Genomic DNA, 14420 nt, shown 5'->3' on the forward strand with positions numbered 1-14420 from the left:
CGCCCCCGGGCTGATTGATCGAACATAAAAAATCCCCGACTGGTTCGGGGATTTTTTTATGCCTGCGATTTGTTGAATACCGCCGATTTCACGTTTAGCTGCGATCCCTGTAGGAGCCGGCTTGCTGGCGATAAACGCACAGGCACCGCGTACATTCAGACCGCACACGTAATCGTTCACGCCCATCGCCAGCAAGCCGGCTCCTACAGGGGGCTGGGTTTAATCTGATGCTGGACCGCCACCCGCCGTGACCACTTGCACACTCATGCGCGGTGTCGCCAGATCGAGCCCTGCTTCATCCAGGTGTCGTTTCAAGGACAGATTGAACGCCCGGGAAACTTCCCACTGCTTGATCGGCGCGGTCTTGAAGCGGGCCCGCAGAATCGCGTTGCCTGATTCGAAACTCTCGACCCCTTGAATCTCCAGCGGTGACCAGATGTTGCGTCGTTGCAGTGGATCGGCGCGCATCTTCTGGCCGACGTCGCGCATCAGTTTGATCGCGTTATCGATGTCCATGTTCGAGGGGATCGCCACGCGAAAGATCGCGTAGCCGAATTCCCGTGAATAGTTTTTGATGCTTTTGATTTCACTGAACGGGATGGTGTGGACGATGCCGTCGATGTCCCGCAGGCGCACGGTACGGATGGTCAGGCCCTCGACAGTGCCGAGGTGGCCGCCAACATCCACGTAGTCGTCGATGGCCAGGGAGTCCTCGATGATGATGAACAGCCCGGTGATCAGGTCCGCGACCAACGATTGTGCGCCGAAACCGATGGCCAGGCCGATCACGCCGGCACCGGCCAGCAGTGGCGTGACGTTCATGCCCATGTTCGCCAGGGCGACGATCAGCGCAACGATGAAAATCGCCACGAACAGCACGTTGCGGATCAGCGGCATCATCGTCTGCGCACGCGCATTGGCCAGGCCTTTGCGCGAGCGGGTGAGGGCGTGGTGTACGGCGGTGTCGCTGAGGATCCAGATCAGCCAGGCAAAAATCAGCGTGCCGCCGAGGCTGAACAGTTTGACGCTGACTTCATGGCCTTCGCCTTCGGTGAACGCAATCAGCGACATGCCCCAGACCCGCAGGCCAAGTTCGATGAACGCCAGCCACACCAGCAAGTGGGCGAGGGTATAGAAGAAGCTTTTCAGGCGTTCGGAATACAGTGCATGACGCTTCACGCCCCGTTGCGGTTTCAGTGCATGCCGGCGCACCAGCCCGTTGATGACCATGCACAACACCAGCAGCACGGTGCAGATCAGCGATTGGCGCAACGCGGTGCTGGTGTCGCCGGCGGAAACGAAGGTGGCGAACAGCGAAATCGCCACCAGCACCAGCGCTGGCATGTACCAGAAAGTGCCGAGAATCTCGATGGTGTCGCTGAGTGCGCGGCGGGTCAGGCGCCGTGACAGCGGTTGGTTGCGGATCAAGTGGGCGATGGGACGTCGGAAGCGCAGGATGAACAGTCCGGTAGACAGCGCGGCCAGCACGTTGGCGATGGTGGCGGCGGTGTGCGCCAAATGGCTGCCGAGGCTGGCGACCAGTCGCGGGTCGTTCAAGGCTTCGCCGAACGCGGCAAAACTGCCGATCAGCCACAACGGCCGAAAGGCCTGATGCCGCAGGATGTACAAGGCGCGGTGGCGGTGCGGTCCGTCGAGCAAGGAAAAGGCGATCACGCAGATCGCCGAAAAACACGTGCCGACCACCAGCGCATAGGCCAGCACCATCGCCAGGCTTTTACCCAATGACGAGGGCAGGGCGTAGGTCATGTAGACGGTCATTACCAGAGCGATCAGCCAAGGGCCGAGTTTGCGCAGGGCAAAGCGCAGCATGTCGAGGGCCTTGGGATGCTGCGGTAATTCTTCGGTCAGGCCAAAGCGCATCCGTACCCGGTGGCCGAGCCAGATCAGCGCGGCGGCCAGCAGGCTCCAGACCATCAGAATCATGGCGAAGCCAAAGATGATCGGCAGCCATTCATTGGCCGGCAACACCAACCCCGCCAGTTCTTCCTTGGCCAGATCAAACTCGTCGGACCAGCGTGTGAGCGGGCTGTCAGCGCCGGAGAATTGTTTTTCAAAATTGGCCAGCGTGCCGCCAATCAGGCCCAACACGCCTTCTTCGGCAGCCGGTTGGGCTTTTTTGGTGGCGTCGCGCAGCTTCTTCAGGTCGACCAGCAATTTGCTGCGTTGCTGATCGTTCTCCAGTGACTTGATGACTTCGTCGAGGGATTGCCCGAGGGGTTCTTGTGCCTCGGGCTGGGTTTTCGCCGAGCTGTTGAGCAAGCTCGGTAAACCGACGGCCTGGGCCGGCATGACCGGCAGCAGCGCCATCAGGCAGACGAGGAAAAGGCTGGGCAGGGCAAAAAGACGAGCGAACACTAGGCGGTCAACCTTGAAAAGAGCAGATCGACCGAGTGTACGAGCCCGCCAAAATCAATGCGAGCCGAGGGCGAGGATTTATTCGTTGAGTTTGGCGAGGATCTTGAAGACGACGGTAGCGAGGATGGTCAGCATGCCGATCCACATCGCGAACACGCCGGCATTCTTGTCGCGGAAGTTGAAGCCGATGGCCAGCAGGATCATCCCGGCAAGAATCGGGATCAGCATGGCATGGAATGAAGACATCGAGATCATGAGCGACTGCCTTGTCGGAAGGGGTATTTAAAGTCTAGCGGTTTTAACACGTGTAGGAGCCGGCTTGCTGGCGATAGGATCAGCGCGTGCGTCAGTTACACCGCGTCGCCTGGATCGCCAGCAAGCCGGCTCCTACAAGGTTCTACGGAAGCTCTTGGCTGGCGTAAAACGCGCTCAGCACTTTCACCAGGTGCGCCAGATCATGACTGCCGCACAGCTCGCGGATCGAGTGCATGGCGAATGTCGGCAGACCGATGTCCACGGTGCGCACGCCCAGGTGGCTGGCGGTGATCGGGCCGATGGTCGAGCCGCAGCCCATGTCGCTGCGCACCACGAAGCTTTGCACCGGCACTTCTTCTGCCATGCACAGATGGCGGAAGAACCCGGCGGTTTCGCTGTTGGTGGCGTAACGCTGGTTGCTGTTGACCTTGATCACCGGGCCGGCGTTGAGTTTCGGGCCGTGGTTGGCGTCGTGCTTGTCGGCGTAGTTGGGGTGTACGCCGTGGGCATTGTCGGCCGAGACCAGCAGGGATTTCTGAATGGTGCGTACGAATTCATCACCTTCGGGCAACAAGCGGCGCAGCGTCTGCTCCAGCATCGGGCCGTCAGCGCCACAGGCCGAGCAGGAGCCGACTTCTTCGTGGTCATTGGCGACCAGCACGCAGGTTTCGTCGGTTTCGGCTGTCAGCAACGCTTGCAGGCCGGCGTAGCAGGACAGCAGGTTGTCGAGGCGCGCACCGGCGATGAAGTCGCCATGCAGGCCGATGACCGCAGCGCTCTGGGTGTCGTAGAAGCTCAACTCGTAGTCGAGCACCACGTCGGCGTTCAGGCCATGCTCGAGAGCAAGTTGATTGGTGAGCACGGCGCGGAAGTCCACGCGCTCGTCACCGGCGAACTGCGCGAGGATCGGCGGCAATTCGGTCTGGGCGTTGATCGCCCAGCCCATGTTGGCTTCACGATTGAGGTGAATGGCCAGGTTTGGAATGATCGCAATCGGCGTCTTGAAGTCGATCAGCTGGCTCTCGACCTTGCCGTCGCGGCGGAAGGTCACGCGGCCCGCCAGGGACAGATCGCGGTCGAACCACGGAGCCAGCAGCGCGCCGCCATACACTTCGACACCCAGTTGCCAGAAACCCTGGCGTTGCAGTTCCGGCTGGGGTTTTACCCGCAGGCACGGGCTGTCGGTATGGGCGCCGACCAGGCGGATGCCGCCGTGCAGGGGAGAGTGACGGCCCATTTTGACGGCGACAATCGAAGAGTCGTTACGGGTGACGTAGTAGCGGCCGTTGGCTTCGGTGGTCCAGGGCTCGCGTTCGTCGAGACGCTGATAACCCGCCGCTTCCAGGCGCTGAACAAGGCTGGCGGTGGCATGAAACGGGGTAGGGGAGGCCTTGAGGAAATCGATCAGGCCTTGGTTCAACTCTTCGCGCATAAGTAGCTCCAGACAGCAATGGCGCAAGTTTACCGTATTGGCTGGAGAATTGGCGGTGGCTGCTGTTGCGGTGCGCCGCAGATTGAGGCTGGAGGAGATTACCCTGTAGGAGCCGGCTTGCTGGCGATGGCGGCGTGTCTGTCGACATTTATGTTGAATGACACGCCGCCATCGCCAGCAAGCCGGCTCCTACAATTTGCGAATCCACCGCTAAAACGGTGCCGGGCACTCGAAGCGCAGGCGTTCACCGGTCTGCGGATGAGTGAAGCTGAGCATGCTCGCGTGCAGGCACAGCCGTGGCCAGGCGGCCAGCGCCTGTTCGTGGGCATAGAGCCCGTCACCCAGCAGCGGGTGGCCGATGGAGAGCATGTGCACGCGCAACTGATGGGAGCGGCCGGTGATTGGCGTCAGTTCAACGCGGCACCAATCGCCGCATCGTTCCAGCACGCGCCAGAATGTCAGGGCGTTTTTGCCGAACTCGAAATCCACCACATGGCGCGGCTTGGTCGGCGGGTCGTAGCGCAGGGGCAGGTCGATGCTGCCGCTGTCCAGTTCCGGCTGGCCCCAGCACAGTGCGGTGTAGGCCTTTTCGGTTTCACGGTCGTGAAATTGCCGAGACAATTCGCGATGGGTGTCCGGGTCACGGGCCAGCAGAATGATGCCGGAGGTTTCCCAGTCCAGGCGATGGACGATGCGGGCTTCGGGGTAGCCGTTTTCTTGCAGGCGGGTGATCAGGCAATCCTTGTTGTCATCGGCCCGGCCAGGGACGGAAAGCAACAGGGTCGGTTTATTCACCACCAGTACGGCGGCGTCCTGATGGATGATGTGGACGTTGGACAGCGGCATTAAACAGCCTCGTAACAAACGCCAACGGCGACTCGATCACTTGCGTACCCTCATGTAGGAGCCGGCTTGCTGGCGATAGCATCAACGCGGTGAATCAGTTAGTCCGCGTTGCCTGCATCGCCAGCAAGCCGGCTCCTACACACGAGGGCACCCAAATAATCGAGCCGCCGTGGCTCCCGACGGACCGACTCAGCGATCCGGCAGGGTGATATTGAGTTCCAGAATCGAGCAGCTACCCTGGTTTTCCAGGGCGACATGCACGTCATCGGACCCGATATTGACGTACTTGCGGATGACTTCGACCAGCTCTTTCTGCAAGGCTGGCAAGTAATCCGGCGTACTGCGTTGGCCGCGTTCATGCGCCACGATGATCTGTAGACGCTCTTTCGCTACCGAGGCGGTACTTGGCTTCTTGTTAGCACGAAAGAAGTCAAAAATGTTCATTACCGGCCTCCAAACAGACGCTCAAAGAATCCTTTCTTCGTCACATCGAGAAACCGATGCTCCACGGTTTTGCCCAGCAGGCGTTCGACCGCATCGCTGTACGCCTGACCGGCGTCGCTTTGATCGTCGAGAATCACCGGCACGCCGGAGTTGGATGCCTTGAGTACCGCTTGGGACTCAGGGATCACACCCAGCAGGGTCACAGCGAGAATTTCCTTGACGTCTTCAACGCCGAGCATCTCGCCATCGCTGACGCGTTGCGGGTTGTAACGGGTCAACAGCAAGTGTTCCTTGATCGGGTCTTCGCCGTTTTCAGCGCGACGCGATTTGCTGGCCAGCAGGCCCAGCATGCGGTCCGAGTCACGAACCGAGGAGACTTCCGGGTTGGTCACGACGATCGCTTCATCGGCGAAGTACATGGCCAGGTGAGCACCTTTCTCGATGCCGGCCGGGGAGTCGCAGACCACGAATTCGAAGTCTTCCTTCAACGCCATCAGGACTTTTTCCACGCCTTCGACGGTCAGCGCGTCTTTGTCGCGGGTCTGACTGGCGGCCAGTACGTAGAGGTTTTCCAGGCGTTTGTCTTTGATCAGGGCCTGTTGCAGGTTGGCTTCGCCGTTAACCACGTTGACGAAGTCATACACGACGCGACGCTCGCAACCCATGATCAGGTCGAGGTTACGCAAGCCGACGTCGAAGTCGACGATAACTGTTTTGTGACCGCGCAGTGCGAGGCCGGTACCGATAGCAGCACTGGTGGTGGTCTTACCCACACCACCCTTGCCGGATGTAACCACGAGAATCTTGGCCAAGGTGTTTCACCCCTAAGGAAAAAGGACATTTAGCCCCTGAAAAACATCTCTGGAAAAACGACTGCAGTCGGACAGCTTGGCTGGAATCCGGTCATGAACCGCGCTTACCCCCGGTAAACACTGCTTTAGGCCTTTTTCCTACTTCGTTTGAGCCGTTTTCGCTACGTTTTAGAGATGCTTGGAAAATGCGGCAGTATCCGTTAAAGCCGAATGATGTTCAACACATCGCCCGACAGGCTGACCTGTACACCCGCGCCCCACAAAGGGTCGCGACGCAGATCTTCCGAAACCTTGTAGTGGCCGGCGATGGAGACCAGTTCAGCGCTCATTTGCTGACAGAAAATCCTGGCTTTCGTGTCGCCTTTGACCCCGGCCAATACACGACCGCGCATCGGCCCGTATACATGGATGTTGCCGTCGGCGAGAAGTTCCGCCCCCGGGCTGACCGAGGAGATCACGACGAGGTCGCAACCCTGGGCATAAATCTGCTGGCCGCCGCGTACCGGCGAGGTGATGATTTTCGTCGGTTTGATCGTCGGTTCAGCGGGTTTTTCCGGTTTCTTCGCCACGGTGCCTTCAAGCGGGTCCAGTGGACGCTCGCGGGCGCCGGACGGCGGCAGCACCGGCAGGTCGACCGCGATGGCGGCGGCGATGTCTTCGATGCGACTGGCACGGATCGCCAGGGTGCGCAGGCCGTGCTGGCGGCAGACGCGCATCAAGCCTGGCAGATCGACCGCACCTTCGCTGGCCGGAAGCTTGTCCAGCGCCAGTACCAGCGGCGCGTTGCTGAAAAAGCCGGGCGCCTGGGCGACCTTGGCGGCCAATTGCCGATCAAGGCTTTCGAGGTCGTTGCGGGCCAGCTCCAGCACGGTAATGGCGAGCATGCTGCCCTTCAACTGGAACACGGGATCCTGGTCTTGCGGTTCGATTTGGCTCATGGTCGGCATACAACGGCTTGTCACTAAAAGTGCCGAGACTTATAACGAGAACGCTCGCGAGCCGCAAGCCGGGTCGAACGATGTAGAATGCGCGGCCATTGTCTTTCCGGAACCTTTAATGGATCGCCCGCGTTTTCAAAAAACATTTCTGATGCCGCGTTTCTGGCCGCTGTGGTGCGGCTTGGGGCTGTTGTGGCTGATCGTTCAGTTGCCTTACCCGGCGCTGCTGTTTATTGGTCGTGCCCTCGGTGCATTGATGTATCGCGCGGCGGGCGACCGACGGCGCATTGCCAAGCGCAACCTGGAGCTGTGCTTCCCGGAAAAATCCGCTGCCGAGCGCAAGCGCCTGCTCAAGGAAAACTTTGCCTCCACCGGCATCGCATTCTTTGAAATGGCCATGAGCTGGTGGTGGTCGCGGGAGCGCCTGGCCAGGTTGGCGCATGTCGAAGGGCTGGAGCACCTGAAAAAGGCCCAGCGCGAAGGTAAAGGCGTGATTCTGATGGCCGTGCATTTCACCACGCTGGAAATCGGCGCGGCGCTGCTCGGTCAGCAACACACCATCGACGGCATGTACCGCGAGCACAAGAACCCGCTGTTCGATTACATCCAGCGCAATGGCCGTGAGCGACACAACCTCGACTCGCTGGCCGTGGAGCGTGAAGACGTGCGCGGTATGCTCAAACTGCTGCGGGCCGGCCGGGCGATCTGGTACGCACCGGATCAGGACTACGGCGCCAAGCAAAGTATCTTCGTGCCGCTGTTCGGGATTCAGGCCGCGACCGTCACAGCCACCAGCAAGTTTGCGCGGCTGGGCAAGGCGCTGGTGGTGCCGTTCACGCAAGAGCGTCTGGCGGACGGCAGCGGTTATCGCTTGGTGATCCATGCGCCGCTCGAAGGTTTCCCCGGCGAGACCGAAGAGGCCGATTGCCTGCGGATCAACCAATGGATCGAAGGCGTCTTGCGCGACTGCCCGGAGCAATACCTCTGGGCCCATCGCCGCTTCAAGAGTCGTCCGCCGGGCGAACCCAAGTTGTACGCAAAACGCGGTTGAACCCCCAATCCCTGTAGGAGCGAGCCTGCTCGCGAAAAACCCGAGAGCGTCGCGGAGTGTCAGGCAGCCAACGTCATCGTTGACGACCATTGCCGGCAAGCCGGTCTCGCTCCTACAGGGAAATGGAAAATTCCAACGAGCACCATGGAGAGTTGTGGATGAGTCCAGGCGAACCGGTTACAGGGTTGATTCTTTCCGGCGGCGGGGCTCGGGCGGCCTATCAGGTCGGCGTGCTGGCAGCGATTGCCGAATTGCTGCCGGTGGGGGCAAACAATCCGTTTCCGGTGATCGTCGGCACCTCGGCCGGGGCGATCAATGCGGTCAGCCTCGCCAGTGGGGCGATGGACTTTCGCACTGCCATCGAACGCCTGACCGCTTTCTGGCAAGGGTTCCGTAGCCATCTGGTATTGCGCAGCGACTGGCCCGGCGTGATCCGTCAGGCCAGCCGGTTTGTCAGCCACAGTCTGCTCGGCATCGGCGCTCAGGTGCCGGTAGCCCTGCTCAACAGCTCGCCGCTGCGCCGGTTGCTCAACGACAAATTGCACATGACCGGCATCGCCGAAGCCATCGCGCAGAAGCAGTTGAAGGCCGTGGCGGTCACCGCGTTCGGTTACGAATCGGGTCAGGCGGTCACCTTCTATCAGGGCGGCGGCACCATCGACGCCTGGTTGCGCCATCGGCGCATCGGCGTTCCTGCGCAGTTGACCGTCGAGCACTTGCTCGCCAGCTCCGCCATCCCGCTGCTGTTCGCCCCGGTAAAAATCGGCGAGGAATATTTCGGTGACGGCGCGGTGCGCCAATCGGCACCGATCAGCCCGGCCCTGCACCTGGGTGCCAGCCGCGTGCTGGTGGTGGGCGTCAGCGGCAACCCGCGCGGTGTCGACCCGGAGCGACCGCTGCAACGGGCCTACACCGGGCAGCAGCCGACGCTCGCGCAGATCGGTGGGCACATGCTCAACAGTACGTTCATTGACAGCCTGGAAAGTGACATCGAACTGCTCCAGCGCTTGAATCAGTTCAGCCATCTGATGCCCGCCGGCACACCGACCCGCACGCTCGGCGTAGCGCCGGTGGAGGTGTTGGTGATTTCGCCGAGCCAGCCGATTGATGAGATCGCTGCGCGACATCGCCAGGAACTGCCGGCAGCGCTGCGTCTGTTTTTGCGCGGGCCGGGTGCGACCAAGACCAGTGGGGCGGGGGTGTTGAGTTATCTGCTGTTCGAGGCGGGGTATTGCAGCGAGTTGATAGATCTGGGGCGGCGCGATGCGTTGGCCAAACGCGAAGAGCTGTGTCGGTTTCTTGGGCTTTCAGTGCCGGAACCCGCTTGAACTGTCATTTGTGACAGTAGACGTTCAAGTATTTATTCGATCAGATTAAAACCCTCAGGCAGAGGGTTCGAACATGGCGCCCGCGCAATGGATTGATGCTCACACACCGAGTCTGTCGGTGGTGGATTCGCGTGGGTTGATTGTGCGAAATGTCGTCTATTGTCGTCATCCGCTGAGCCCATCGATAGATACCCGCATCACCCGTAACCACTTCGATCCTGCCGGACGGCTTTTTGCGTCCTGGGACCCACGCCTGTGGGGAACGGCGCCGAAACCCAATCTTGAAAACACCTTTGATCTGCAAGGCCGGGCTCTGCGGGTGGACAGCGTCGATGCCGGTTGGCAGCTCAGCTTAATGAATCAGGCGGATGCGGCCTGCTCGTTCTGGGACGGTCGCGGCGGTCAGCGTCACAGCGAATTTGATGAGCTCCAGCGTCCGATAGCCGTTACGGAGCAGATGGCGCAAGAGTTGCCGCGTGTTTCCGAGCGCTTTACGTATGGCGATGCCAGTGACGAGCGGGCGGCCCATAACCAGTGTGGTCAACCGATCCGCCACGACCATCCGGCCGGCAGGCGCAGCCTGTGTGAATATGGTGTGGGTGGATCGCTGCTGGCGGAACAGACGCGTTTCCTGCGCGATCTGGAGCTGCCGGACTGGTCATCTGAATTCGCCGAGGCGGAACTGGAAGACGAGGTGTTCGAGACGACGTGGCAGTACGGCCCTGTAGGAGAAATGCATCGTCAGACTGACGCCATGGATAACGTCAGATCGTTCGCTTACGACCGGGCCGGTCAGCTATGTGAAGCCCGATTGAAGCTGGCCGGTTCTTCAGGAGAGCCGCGTTTGCTGGTCAGTGAAATCCGCTACGACGCTTTCGGCAGGAACATCAGCGAACGGGCTGGCAATGGCGTCATCACCACAGCCCGTTACGCAGGTGAAGACGGGCGCCTCCTGCAATTGCAGTCCTGCGATGTCGATGGCAAGCCGCTTCAGGGTTTTAGCTACGGTTATGATCCCGTCGGCAATATCACTTGCATCGAAGACCAGGCTCAACCGACGCGGCACTTCAATAATCAGCGGATCGATCCGAACTGCTGCTATGGCTATGACAGTCTTTACCAACTGATCAAAGCCACCGGCAGCGAAGTCAGTCAACCCAGTTACGGCCCGGCTTTGCCCGCCTGGCAAACCACACCGCTGGACCCCAACCAGTTGCGCAACTACACCCAGACCTTTAATTACGACGCCGCCGGTAACCTGCAAACCCGCCATCACAGCGGTGCAGAAACCTTCGAGATGTTTACGACTACGGACAGCAATCGTAGCGTTGCGGATCAAGGCAACTTGGTCGACGGCTTCGACGCCAACGGTAATCAGTTGGAGTTACTGCGCGGGCAAAAGATGAGTTGGAATGTACGGAACCAGCTCTGCAGCGTAACGATGGTCAAGCGCGACGACGGCCCTGGCGATACTGAATGGTACTGCTATGACCGTCCTGGGCATCGCTTGCGAAAAGCCCGACGGACTCAGGCAGCGCATCGCACATTGCGTTCTGAAACGCGCTACTTGCCGGGTTTGGAAATCCACCGTGACAAGGCCAATGGAGAGGAGCGGCATGTCGTCAGTATCGAGGCTGGGCGCGGTCAGGTCCGCGCCTTGCACTGGGTCGCTGGATTGCCTCGTGATGTTCGTAACGATCAACTGCGTTTTTGCCTGAGCAATCATTTGAACTCCAGCACCCTGGAGTTGGATGAGCAGGGCAGAGTTCTGAGTCGGGAGGTTTATTACGCGTTTGGTGGGACGGCGTTGTGGGCGGGTGTCAGCGAGATCGAAGCCAGGTACAAAACGATTCGTTACTCGGGTAAGGAGCGGGATGCGACGGGGCTTTATTGTTACGGCTATCGGTATTTCGCACCGTGGTTGCAGCGGTGGGTGAACCCGGATCCGGCAGGATTTGTCGATGGTCTCAATATGTTCATCATATTGTTCAATAATCCGATCAACTGGGTAGACGCGGAAGGCCGGAATGCAGTGCCGACCACTGCTCATTTTTTTTGGGGTGGAGGGAATATCAACCCAGTATTTCTCAGTAATGTGTTGACGTTCAAAATGCACAACCCTGAGTATCAAATGAATGTATGGGTCGATAAGCCTTCTCATATTCTGAATACTTTGTCTGCAATGGAGGATGGTGATGACCCAATACATCGCGCGCTGGCGCGTCGCTATGGGCGTGAATTGTCTTTAAAACAGCCGGGGGAGTTGTTTCAGGATCTCGCAAAAATATTCACCGAAACTAATAAAGTTGAAGAGTTGTTTCGTCGTGAGCTTGAGGGTCCTTATAGGAACCTGGCCGCTGCGAGTGATATTTTGAGATTGACCGTCACATACGTACATGGCGGTTTATACATGGATGTCGATGTTGCTGTTCTCTCTGATACCAAACCTTTGCAGGCTCCAAAAGGCTTTTTGGCCTACGTAACAGCAAGGCAGTGGGTCACAAATTCAACAATAGCAGCAACTCCTGGATCTTCGTTAGGGCTTGAGTTTCTGCAAACGATGATTGCCAAGTATAGGAAGTATGATGAAGAAAGCTGGACTAAGAAAAGAGGTCATAAGTTTTGGCGTCGTGAAGATACACTTTACTGGACTGGGCCGGGGTTGATTCAGGATCCTGTTCGCGATATGAAATTGATTATTCCAGAGCATATGTTTTCATACCGAGTGCCTACGGTTCGAGTTGGTGGGCTTGTTGACGACAAGGGGGAGGTGTCCCGCCTTTTCGAGCGCGGCGTTCACCCAGGGATTGCTGTTAGTGGAGGCTGGCATAGGATAAAGCCGGGTCGCCGAGCTTCAATTTAATAGTGAGTCCCAACCTGCCTGATCAGCAGGTTGGGAAGTGCTTTTCGTTAAAAATGAAACTTCACCAAAAAGCTCGTCGTGCTCTGATCAGTCTTGAAGTACTGGCTATCCTTAATCCCGTACTTGTCCGACCAATAGTCATACTCCACACCCACATACAACTGCTTCTCGCCAACATTCAGCGCTTTACCCAGGTCATATTTAACCTGCGGGTTGAAGTGCAGGTTGGCGTGGTAGTCGCCTTTGGAGTTGGAGTCGTTATCGACTACCCAGTCCATGAAACCATCGATCAGGATGTTCGAATCGCCGACCGGGATGGTGTAGGACCACACTGGCGTGATCTGCCAAACGTTGTCGCCCGCACGGCTGCCTTCGGTATGACGCTGGTAGAAGTTCAGCTGGAAGTAGTCGAAGCCGGGAATCGCCAGGTCGAAACCCGGGCCGATCAGATAGGACTCGGTATCGCCTTCACCAAACTCGTACGTCATGGCCAGCAACACGTCTTTGACCGGGCCGAATTCGATTTTCTGGTCGAGGACTTTGCCCAGGGAAATACGCGGGCTGAACTCACCGTAATAGGTGTTGGGGCCGACGTTGAAGTCCTTTTCGCCGTTGTAGAAGATTTTGTCGACGAAGAAGAAGTTATCCCCATATTTCCAGCCATCGGCGTGTTCGAAGGTCACGGTCTGCTGAATGCGCGGGTTGACCTGGAAGTCTTTGCCATACAGGTAGGTCAGGCTGTTGTTCTGCCATTGCAGCAAGTCGCCGGCCATGGCCTGGCCCCCCGCCAGCAAGGATCCCGCCAGCATCAGGCTAGTGCACGTACGTTTCATTCGGTTGCTCCCAAAAAGTAGGTGTTTCACGTTGTTTTTTTAAGGTCGGCGCTCTGGTGTGGCGCCTTTTTCCGTAGCGGTAAAAAATCATCCAATCGGTCAGCTTCAGTGCTGTTAGCAAGAGCTGCGCCAAGGCTTTCGAAAAGCAAAAAAACTCCCGTTCGGCGGCTCAAGAGCCGTCGATTGAGAGGGGGGTTGGAATGCCTTGATACCGTCCAGGGCCGGGATAAGTTGGCTTTCTGGTCAGGAATTAAATCCGGGCTTTTTTTTAAAGCGGATTCAGGCGGCCGCGGAGAATACTGACTCCAGGGCCGGGTCTCAAGTGCCCCGCAACAGCGCACCGACGACAGGTTTGGGGCGCCGTTGCGGGTCATCTTAAAAGTGCACCTTCACCAGCAGGCTGGTGGTGTTTTCATTGGTGTCGAGGCGGGCGTTGTTTTCCACGCTGTACTTGTCTTTCCAGTAGCTGTACTCGACGCCGACATACACCTGTTTCTCCCGCCAGCCCAGGGCCTTGCCCAAGTCGTATTTGATCTGCGGGTTGAAATGCAGGTTGGCGTGATAGGTGCCGCGCGAGTTCTGGTCGTTGTCCACGACCCAGTCGAGGTAGCCGTCGATCAACAGGTTCGAATTGCCCAGCGGGACGGTGTAGGACCAGGCCGGTGTGATCTGCCAGACATCATCGCCGGGGCGCGAGCCTTCGGTCTGGCGATAGTAGAAATTCAAGGTGAAAAAGTTGAAGCCCGGTACTGCAAGGTCGAAGCCGGGGCCGATCAGGTAGGCTTCGGTGTCGTCTTCGCCATTCTCGTAGGTCATGGCCAGCAACACGTCCTTGATCGGGCCGAGTTCGAAGCGGCGGTCGAGGATTTTGCCGAAGGAGAGGCGCGGGCTGAATTCGCCGTAATAGGCGTGAACGCCTTTGTTCCGGTCTTTCTCGCCGTTGTAGTAGGTGCTGTCGATGAACATGAAGTTGTCGCCGTACTTCCAGCGGTCGGCATGTTCGAAGGTGATCGTCTGCTGAATCGACGGGTTGATCGCGAAATCCTTGCCGTACAGATAGCTCAGGCTGTTGGTCTGCCACAGCAGTAAATCGCCGGCCATGGCTTGGCTGGCAGCCAGAAGACCGCTGCCTAACAGCAGGTTTGTCTGTGTCCGAATCATCTGTTGCTCCCTCTTGTTTTTATTTTCAAGGCGCAGGCGTCCCACCCCTGTAGGAGCCGGCTTGCTGGCGATGAGGTCAGA

At 58.6% G+C, this 14420-nt stretch carries 12 protein-coding genes; 3 read left to right on the top strand and 9 right to left on the bottom strand.

Translation table 11 applies throughout. The annotated features are described in order from the left end of the window. Window positions 1–219: 219 nt before the first annotated feature. The 7 genes from IB254_RS20095 to minC form a co-directional block, all read right to left on the bottom strand. Window positions 220–2376, bottom strand: coding sequence for a mechanosensitive ion channel family protein (locus IB254_RS20095; RefSeq protein WP_192419040.1), 2157 nt, complete (start codon window positions 2374–2376; stop codon window positions 220–222). 78 nt (window positions 2377–2454) lie between these two features. Then, window positions 2455–2631: a hypothetical protein gene (locus IB254_RS20100; protein ID WP_008031437.1), complete on the bottom strand. Its 177-nt coding sequence runs from the start codon at window positions 2629–2631 to the stop codon at window positions 2455–2457. A gap of 142 nt (window positions 2632–2773) precedes the next feature. After that, window positions 2774–4063, bottom strand: a complete 1290-nt coding sequence (locus IB254_RS20105; protein ID WP_008040545.1) for a M18 family aminopeptidase — start codon at window positions 4061–4063, stop codon at window positions 2774–2776. Between the two features lie 210 nt (window positions 4064–4273). Then, window positions 4274–4909 (bottom strand): RluA family pseudouridine synthase, encoded by a 636-nt coding sequence (locus tag IB254_RS20110; protein ID WP_008031443.1) that lies wholly within the window; start codon window positions 4907–4909, stop codon window positions 4274–4276. A 189-nt stretch (window positions 4910–5098) separates the two neighbouring features. Next, on the bottom strand, window positions 5099–5353 hold the full coding sequence (minE, locus tag IB254_RS20115) for a cell division topological specificity factor MinE (RefSeq protein WP_007944431.1): 255 nt from the start codon (window positions 5351–5353) through the stop codon (window positions 5099–5101). After that, the gene (gene minD, locus IB254_RS20120; RefSeq protein WP_008040547.1) at window positions 5353–6165 is read right to left on the bottom strand and encodes a septum site-determining protein MinD; all 813 of its coding nucleotides are present in this window, start codon (window positions 6163–6165) and stop codon (window positions 5353–5355) included. The genes minE and minD overlap by 1 nt, the downstream gene beginning before the upstream one ends. A 200-nt stretch (window positions 6166–6365) precedes the next feature. Further along, window positions 6366–7103 carry a septum site-determining protein MinC gene (gene minC / locus IB254_RS20125; RefSeq protein ID WP_032828916.1) on the bottom strand — a complete coding sequence of 246 codons (738 nt, stop codon included), beginning with the start codon at window positions 7101–7103 and terminating at the stop codon, window positions 6366–6368. A gap of 118 nt (window positions 7104–7221) precedes the next feature. Here minC and IB254_RS20130 point away from each other — a divergent pair, with 118 nt between their 5' ends. The 3 genes from IB254_RS20130 to IB254_RS20140 all read left to right on the top strand — a co-directional run bounded on the left by IB254_RS20130 (window position 7222) and on the right by IB254_RS20140 (window position 12345). After that, the gene (locus tag IB254_RS20130) at window positions 7222–8154 is read left to right on the top strand and encodes a lipid A biosynthesis lauroyl acyltransferase (protein WP_008031451.1); all 933 of its coding nucleotides are present in this window, start codon (window positions 7222–7224) and stop codon (window positions 8152–8154) included. Between the two features lie 158 nt (window positions 8155–8312). Beyond that, window positions 8313–9482, top strand: coding sequence for a patatin-like phospholipase family protein (locus IB254_RS20135; protein ID WP_192419042.1), 1170 nt, complete (start codon window positions 8313–8315; stop codon window positions 9480–9482). A gap of 73 nt (window positions 9483–9555) precedes the next feature. Beyond that, on the top strand, window positions 9556–12345 hold the full coding sequence (locus tag IB254_RS20140) for an RHS repeat-associated core domain-containing protein (protein ID WP_192419044.1): 2790 nt from the start codon (window positions 9556–9558) through the stop codon (window positions 12343–12345). Between the two features lie 47 nt (window positions 12346–12392). Here the strand turns inward: IB254_RS20140 and IB254_RS20145 are convergent, their stop codons facing one another. Both IB254_RS20145 and IB254_RS20150 read right to left on the bottom strand, forming a co-directional pair. Further along, the gene (locus IB254_RS20145; protein ID WP_192419047.1) at window positions 12393–13178 is read right to left on the bottom strand and encodes an outer membrane protein OmpK; all 786 of its coding nucleotides are present in this window, start codon (window positions 13176–13178) and stop codon (window positions 12393–12395) included. 375 nt (window positions 13179–13553) lie between these two features. After that, on the bottom strand, window positions 13554–14339 hold the full coding sequence (locus tag IB254_RS20150) for an outer membrane protein OmpK (RefSeq protein WP_192419049.1): 786 nt from the start codon (window positions 14337–14339) through the stop codon (window positions 13554–13556). Between the last annotated feature and the right edge of the window lie 81 nt (window positions 14340–14420).

Source organism: Pseudomonas sp. PDM03 (assembly GCF_014852385.1).
GTDB classification, from domain to species: Bacteria; Pseudomonadota; Gammaproteobacteria; order Pseudomonadales; family Pseudomonadaceae; genus Aquipseudomonas; species Aquipseudomonas migulae.

What these genes read in the sequence shown, in the direction of transcription:
- IB254_RS20100 (WP_008031437.1), bottom strand. Translation starts at nt 2,631, where the DNA reads ATGATCTCGATGTCTTCATTCCATGCCATGCTGATCCCGATTCTTGCC.
- IB254_RS20105 (WP_008040545.1), bottom strand. Translation starts at nt 4,063, where the DNA reads ATGCGCGAAGAGTTGAACCAAGGCCTGATCGATTTCCTCAAGGCCTCC.
- IB254_RS20110 (WP_008031443.1), bottom strand. Translation starts at nt 4,909, where the DNA reads ATGCCGCTGTCCAACGTCCACATCATCCATCAGGACGCCGCCGTACTG.
- minE (WP_007944431.1), bottom strand. Translation starts at nt 5,353, where the DNA reads ATGAACATTTTTGACTTCTTTCGTGCTAACAAGAAGCCAAGTACCGCC.
- minC (WP_032828916.1), bottom strand. Translation starts at nt 7,103, where the DNA reads ATGAGCCAAATCGAACCGCAAGACCAGGATCCCGTGTTCCAGTTGAAG.
- IB254_RS20130 (WP_008031451.1), top strand. Translation starts at nt 7,222, where the DNA reads ATGGATCGCCCGCGTTTTCAAAAAACATTTCTGATGCCGCGTTTCTGG.
- IB254_RS20135 (WP_192419042.1), top strand. Translation starts at nt 8,313, where the DNA reads ATGAGTCCAGGCGAACCGGTTACAGGGTTGATTCTTTCCGGCGGCGGG.
- IB254_RS20140 (WP_192419044.1), top strand. Translation starts at nt 9,556, where the DNA reads ATGGCGCCCGCGCAATGGATTGATGCTCACACACCGAGTCTGTCGGTG.
- IB254_RS20145 (WP_192419047.1), bottom strand. Translation starts at nt 13,178, where the DNA reads ATGAAACGTACGTGCACTAGCCTGATGCTGGCGGGATCCTTGCTGGCG.
- IB254_RS20150 (WP_192419049.1), bottom strand. Translation starts at nt 14,339, where the DNA reads ATGATTCGGACACAGACAAACCTGCTGTTAGGCAGCGGTCTTCTGGCT.